The 6,235-nt window shown below is 66.8% G+C and carries 8 protein-coding genes; 2 read left to right on the top strand and 6 right to left on the bottom strand.

The annotated features are described in order from the left end of the window. Positions 1-11 precede the first annotated feature (11 nt). Positions 12-725 carry a YebC/PmpR family DNA-binding transcriptional regulator gene (locus KIT86_RS17240; protein WP_297400580.1) on the bottom strand — a complete coding sequence of 238 codons (714 nt, stop codon included), beginning with the start codon at positions 723-725 and terminating at the stop codon, positions 12-14. Positions 726-764: 39 nt separating this feature from the next. Continuing rightward, positions 765-1,694 carry an SdiA-regulated domain-containing protein gene (locus KIT86_RS17245; protein ID WP_297400582.1) on the bottom strand — a complete coding sequence of 310 codons (930 nt, stop codon included), beginning with the start codon at positions 1,692-1,694 and terminating at the stop codon, positions 765-767. Between the two features lie 70 nt (positions 1,695-1,764). On the opposite strand from KIT86_RS17245, the gene KIT86_RS17250 reads away from it, so the two are divergent. Beyond that, a complete protein-coding gene (locus KIT86_RS17250) occupies positions 1,765-2,193 on the top strand; it encodes a VOC family protein (RefSeq protein WP_297400584.1) in 429 nt (142 codons plus the stop codon). Here the strand turns inward: KIT86_RS17250 and KIT86_RS17255 are convergent. The 4 genes from KIT86_RS17255 to KIT86_RS17270 all read right to left on the bottom strand — a co-directional run bounded on the left by KIT86_RS17255 (position 2,183) and on the right by KIT86_RS17270 (position 5,406). Continuing rightward, positions 2,183-3,130 carry an NAD(P)-dependent oxidoreductase gene (locus KIT86_RS17255; protein WP_297400586.1) on the bottom strand — a complete coding sequence of 316 codons (948 nt, stop codon included), beginning with the start codon at positions 3,128-3,130 and terminating at the stop codon, positions 2,183-2,185. The two genes, KIT86_RS17250 and KIT86_RS17255, sit on opposite strands and share 11 nt — an antisense overlap. 17 nt (positions 3,131-3,147) lie before the next feature. Then, on the bottom strand, positions 3,148-4,134 hold the full coding sequence (locus KIT86_RS17260; RefSeq protein WP_297400588.1) for a tripartite tricarboxylate transporter substrate binding protein: 987 nt from the start codon (positions 4,132-4,134) through the stop codon (positions 3,148-3,150). 44 nt (positions 4,135-4,178) lie between these two features. Next, positions 4,179-4,976, bottom strand: a complete 798-nt coding sequence (locus KIT86_RS17265) for a class II aldolase/adducin family protein (RefSeq protein WP_297400590.1) — start codon at positions 4,974-4,976, stop codon at positions 4,179-4,181. A 112-nt stretch (positions 4,977-5,088) separates the two neighbouring features. Next, positions 5,089-5,406, bottom strand: coding sequence for a hypothetical protein (locus KIT86_RS17270; RefSeq protein WP_297400591.1), 318 nt, complete (start codon positions 5,404-5,406; stop codon positions 5,089-5,091). A 502-nt stretch (positions 5,407-5,908) separates the two neighbouring features. Between KIT86_RS17270 and KIT86_RS17275 the strand changes: the two genes are divergently transcribed. Next, positions 5,909-6,217, top strand: coding sequence for a hypothetical protein (locus KIT86_RS17275; RefSeq protein ID WP_297400593.1), 309 nt, complete (start codon positions 5,909-5,911; stop codon positions 6,215-6,217). Positions 6,218-6,235 lie beyond the last annotated feature (18 nt).

Raw genomic sequence — 6,235 nt, forward strand, 5'->3', positions numbered from 1 at the left:
GAGATTGTCGGTCAACCGCCGAGACCGGCAAAGACGTTCTGCACATCCTCGTTCGCGTCGAGCGCGGCGAGGAAAGCTTCCACCTCTTCCAGGTGCTCCGCGCTCAGGCTGGCCGGGTCGATCGGGTTCTTGGGCTTGTAGCCCAGCTTGGACGACAGCACGGTGAAGCCCTGCGCCGGCAGGGCGCGGCTGACCAGGTCCAGATCGGTGGGATCGGTCAGGAACACCGTCACGCCCTCGTCGTGTCCGGGGTGGAAGTCCTGCGCGCCGGCCTCGATGGCGGCCACTTCCGGGTCGGCGTCCTTGCGGCTGGCTTCGGCCTCGATCATGCCCACGTGGTCAAAGTCCCAGGCCACCGAGCCCGAACTGCCGAGCTGCCCCTTGCGGAACAGCACCCGCATCTCCGAAGCCGCGCGGTTCACGTTGTCCGTGAGGCACTCCACCATCACCGGCACGCGGTGCGGCGCGAAGCCTTCGTAGACCACATGTTCGTAGTGCACGGCCTCGCCCGTGAGGCCCGCGCCCTTCTTGATCGCGCGGTCCAGCGTGTCCTTGGGCATGGACACCTTGCGCGCCTGCTCCATCACCAGCCGCAGCCGGGCGTTGGAGGCCGGGTCGGCGCCGTGTCGGGCGGCGATCACGAGGTCCTTGACGAGTTTGCCGAATAGGCGCCCCTTGGCGTTGGCCGCGAGGTCCTTGTGTTTGGCTTTCCACTGTGCGCCCATGGCGTGTTCCTTGGTTGAGGGTGATGTGCGTCGGCAGGCTCAGCGGCTGGCCGACGGGGTCTGGGTTCGCTCGAAGCGGTAGAAGAGGTTGGGCTCGGAGAGCACGTAGAGCGCATGGTCGGGCCCGACCGCCACGCCCTCGGGCTGTGGCACCTTGCGCTGCAGGCCATTAAACCCCCGCCAGAGTGGCAGCATGCTGATGGGCCGACCGTCGGGCGCGTACTCCACCACCAGGGCCGATTCGTCGCTGAGCAGCAGCAGATGGCCGGTGGGCTCGTGCAGGGTGAGCGACGACAGGTCGCTCATGAACAGCGAGGCCGCGCTGGACGACTTCCATTCGCTGATGTCGATGTTGAACCCGGTGGCGGCGTTGAACGCGCCCAGCCCCCGCACAACCAGCACGCGCAGGGGCAGCTTTTCCTTCACCACGAAGAGACGGTCCTGCACGCTGTCCCAGGACACCCCTTCGAAGCTGCTGTTGTGCACACTGTCGATGCGGATGCCCAGGCTGGACTTGCCGTTGACCGACACGCGCGAGGTCTGCGGGCCGATCTGCACCCAGTACATGCTGTGGCTGTCTTCGTCGGAGATGACGTAGGTGTCGCCCTGCACATAGGTGATGCCCTCCGGGTCGCGCGCTCCCTCGAGTTCGATGACACGCAGCAAGCGCCCGTCGGTCGTGAGTTCGGCAATCTGTGGCGGGCGGTTGATCACGGTGAAGAGGGTGCCGGTGTCCGTGTTGAAGGTCAGCCCCGAGGCGTTGCGCGACAGGCCCTCGATGGGGGCACCCTCCACCGCCACCCGGTAGCCCGGCAGCCAGAGAGAGGCCCCAACCCATTGCGCTGCGTTGATGGAGGTGCTGAGCCAGTAGTAGCCCAGAGCCAGCACCTTGAAATACCAGATGCACAGGAGGCCGATGCCGGCCAGTGCCGTCCAGAGACAGGGTTTGCAGATTTTTACGCGGGCCATCGCAGGGAGTTTAGTGCGCGGCCCCGGTAGCATGCCCTTTCCAGCCACCCATCAAGCACAGGAGCACAGCATGGACACCCAGGAACTGCACCGGGGCCGCCTGATCGACCACATCCAGCTCGTCGTGAAGGATCTGCCGGCCAGCCAGGCCTTTTACGAGGCCGTCTTCAAGGCGCTCAAGGTGCCCATGGGCGGCAAGGGCGACGGCTACTTCTGGGCCGATGAACTGTTCGTCTCGACGGCCGACAGCGAAGCCGCGGACGGCCAGCTGACCGGCCGGCACCACCTGGCCTTCCAGGCGCAGGACCGGGCCATGGTCGATGCCTTCCACAAAGCCGCGCTGGCCGCCGGTGGCCAAGACCACGGCGCGCCGGGCGAGCGCAAGTACCACCCCGGCTACTACGCGGCCTTCGTCATCGATCCGGACGGCAACAACATCGAGGCGGTGTACCACGGTGAAGCCAGGCGCAGCGCGCCGTCGGTGAAGGTCACGTTCTAGCCGACACGCGTTCGACCAGCCGCTGCAGGAACACGGCTTCGACCCGCGCCTCGTTGCCGGCGGCGAAGCCCGCACTGTGGGGCGTGACCAGCGTGTTGGGCAGGTTCCACAGCGGGCTCGCGGGCGGCAGGGGCTCCAGCCGGAACACGTCGAGGTAGGCCCCGCCGAGGTGCCCGCTGCGCAGGGCATCCACCAGCGCTGCTTCATCGACCACCGCACCCCGGGCGACGTTGATCAGCCGGGCGCCGCGCCGCAGCAGACGCAGGCGCCGGGCGTCCACCAGGCCCTGTGTCTGCGCGCTCAGGGGGCATGCCAGCACCAGCCAGTCGGCGCTGGGCAGCACCTCGTCGATGCGCTCATACACGCGGCAAGGCCAGGCGCAGTCGTCCGCCGCTGCCCGGTGGCGCACCACCTCCAGGCGCACGCCGAACACCGCCAGGTAGCGCGCCAGCGCCTGGCCCACCGGGCCCCAGCCCACCAGCACGGCGGTCTGCCCTTCCAAGTCCTGCGGCAGGCCGGTCTGCAGCAGGGGCTGCCACTGCCGCAGGGCCTGCGCCTCGCGCAGCAGCGGAAAGTGCCGGGCCAACGACAGAATGGCCGCCATGGCCGACTGCGCCACGATGGCGGCGTTGGTGCCTGGCGAGGTGGTCAGCGCCACCCCGCGTGCCATCAGCCGCTGATAGATGGCGCGGTCTGCGCCCGCCGAATGCACGTGCACCCAGCGCAGCGAGGGGGAGCACTCCATCGCGTCGTAGAAGCGCTGGGTGTCGGGCAGGACCTCGTCCTTGGTGGACAGGCCGGTCACATCGCGCGAGACGAAGGCCCAGTCGGCGTCGCCCTCGTCGGTGCCCACGAACTGGAGCGGCCTTCCTGCGGCCGCCTCGTGGATGCGTTCACCCAGGCGCTCGCGGCAGGGGCTGGACAGGAGCAACCGCATCGGACGGCTGCCCTCGCTCATTGGGCCGTGGCCCCGGACGCCTCCACGATGGCCTTCCACTTCACGCTTTCCTGCTGCGTGAAGCGGCCGAACTGCTCGGGCGAGCCGCCCACCGGGTCCGCGCCTTCCTTCACCAACTGCGCCTCCAGGCTGGGCAAGACCTCGTTGACCGCCTTGTTCATCGCCGCGATCACCGGGGCGGGCGTGCCCTTGGGCGCGAACACGCCGAACCACGAACCGGCCTCGAAACCGGGATGGCCCTTTTCCTGCACCGTGGGCACGCCCGGCAGCGAGCGCGAGGGCTTGGCGCTGGAGACGGCCAGCGCGCGCAGCTTGCCCGCCTTCACCTGCAGGATCGCCGAGGGAATCGTGGCGAACATGAACTGCAGCCGCCCTGCCAGCAGGTCGTTGAGTGCGTCCGCGCCCCGGTAGGGCACGTGCACGGCCTCGCTGCCCAGGCGCTGAACCAGCATGTGGCTGGAGAGGTGCGACGAGGTGCCCACGCCGGTGGACCCGTAGCTCATCTTGTTGGGGCTGGCCTTGAGCAGCGCGGCGAACTCTTCAAACGTGTTCGCGGGCACCGATGGATGGACCACCAGCATGTTGGGCACGTCGGCGATCTGCACCACGGGCACCAGGTCCTTGAGCGGGTCGTAGGGCAGCGACTTGTACAGCCAGGTGTTGACCGCGATCGGCCCCACCGAGTTGATGATGAAGGTGTAGCCGTCGGGCGCGGCGCGCACCACGGATTCGGTGCCGATGTTGCCGCCGGCACCGGGCTTGTTGTCGATGAAGAAGTTCTGGCCGAACTTCTCGGTGAGTTTCTGCGAGACGGCGCGCGCGATGATGTCGGTGGTGCCGCCCGCCGTGAAGGCCACCACCATGCGCACGGGCCGTTCCGGCCAGCGGGTGTCCTGGGCCAAGGCGGTGCCTACGCTGCCCAGTGAGAGGGCGGCCAAGGTCAGCGCGCGCCACGTGCTGGCCGCGAAGAAGGTGCGATTCATCGTTGTCTCCTGCTGGTTGGTCTTCGTTGGGGAAACGTCAAAACTCAGGTGCGGTAGCCGGGGTCGATGCGGTCCAGGCTGCGCAGCAGCGCCGGCCACTCCATGACGCCGTAGGGGCGCCGCGTGCCGGGCTGGTAGTTGTTCCAGGTGTCCTCCAGCACGGGCTGGGCCACGGGAGAGAAGGGGGTGTTGCAGGCCATGGCCGCCAGCTGCGAGCGGCAGGCCAGTTCGAGCCGGTGCATCCAGTTGAAGGCCTCGCCCACGGTGCGCCCCACCGTGAGGGCGCCGTGGTTGCGCAGGATCAGCGCCTCGCCCGGGCCCAGGTCCTTGACCAGCGAAGCCTGCTCCGCAAGGTCGAGCACCACGCCCTGGTAATCGTGGTAGCCGATGTGGAGGAAGCGCATCGCCGTCTGGGTCAGCGGCAGCAGGCCGCACTGCAGCGATGACACCGCCATCGAGGCCCAGCTGTGGGTGTGAATCACGCAGGCCACCTCCGGCCGGGCCTCGTGTACCGCGCTGTGGATCACGTATCCCGCCTTGTTGATGCCGTAGTTCAGTTCGCCGAAATCGGGCTGGCTCAGCACCGTGCCGTCGTGGCTCACCTTGATCAGGCTGGAGGCCGTGATCTCCTCGTACATCATCCCGTAGGCGTTGATCAGGAAGGCATCGTCCTCATCTGGCACGCGCGACGAGATGTGGTTGGCCATCATGTCGGCCATGCCGTACATCGCCACCAGCCTGTAGCACGCCGCCAGGTCCACGCGGGCCTGCCACTCGGCGGGGGAACAATGGGCTTGCATCGAGGGGATGACCAGGCGTCCGTCGGGGAGATCGTTCTTCATGTCGGTGACCAGAGTGGGGAACAGGCCCGCTGCAGTCTAGGCAGCCGATGGCCGCCCCGTCAGTGTCGAAACGTCATGGGGGCATCACGATTCGTGATGCCGCTCGGGTGGCTCAGGGGGGCCGGTCGCGCGCGCGGCATCGAATCGCCATCACCGCCATCACCGCCAGCTCCGCGCCCAGATCGCCGAGTTCGGCCATCAGCCAGCCCAAGGCCTCGATGGCATCCGAGTCCACCGAGCCGTCCTCGATCTGCGGTGCCGACGTGGCCAGCAGATGGCCGATAGCGCCCATGCCCATGTGCTGCGCCCGCGCGATGCGTTCTGCGTTCTGCCCAGTCTCGGCGACGATGACTCGGTGCGAGTTGGCGTAGTCGACGTTTCCCTGTCTGTCAGATCGAAGGCGGGGCAACTGGCGAAGCAGATCGCGCATGGGGCGAGCGGTCGCGTTAATGTCGGCCGGGGCGGTTGTGAGGTCTTCGGGCACGCGTACTGTCTTTCGCATGCCGGAAGGTTTGGCCCGGCTGGGTTCGCCAGTCCATAGACGTTGAATCTATATCGCCGATCCGCACAGCGGTGCCTGATGCCTGGATCGCACCGCTCAGTCCTCCTGCACGCGAACCTTGACGCCCATGCCCTTGATAAGTCGCCGGCCAAGCTCTTCACCGTGTCCGGCGAGGGCAATTCATCCCGCCAGCCGAAGACCGATCACGAGTACCGGGGCGTTCGGCGCCGGAGCAAATGCTCTGGCGCATCCGAGGAAACAGCGCTTTCCTGGATCTCGTGTGAGCGAACCGCGCTCAAGTCGAAGTTGGTGCGACTGTCCTTCTCCGCTGCCGATCTTGTTGCGACTGAACACCCGCGTGCACGGCCATCGGCATGCCTTCACCCCTAGGCTACGATGTCGTCTGTCGGCCAATAGCGGACATCATCCAATGCTCAAGTTCCCCGTTCCTCGTCTTGCAGAAGCGACTGTTCTCGAATGGGCGGACGAACTTGCTTTGCAGGTCGGACGCAGCGCTGAAGGCCTCCGCTTGAACACGGAATCAATCCCCTTCTCAAATGACACTGTGCGGGTTGAACTGATGGATGAGTCGTTTGTCGAGTTCAGGAATGCCGTGTTCGTCGTCAGCGAAGCCAAGCGAGCCGTGGCCATCTTCACCGAGCACTGCGGCCATCACGTCCTGCCTTATCACGAGGCAAAGGTGTTCGTTGGCGGCGAACTACGCTACTCGCAGGGGTAGCTCGCTATGTCTGCTGTG

It is taken from the genome of Hydrogenophaga sp., from assembly GCF_026125825.1.
Lineage (GTDB): Bacteria > Pseudomonadota > Gammaproteobacteria > Burkholderiales > Burkholderiaceae_C > Hydrogenophaga.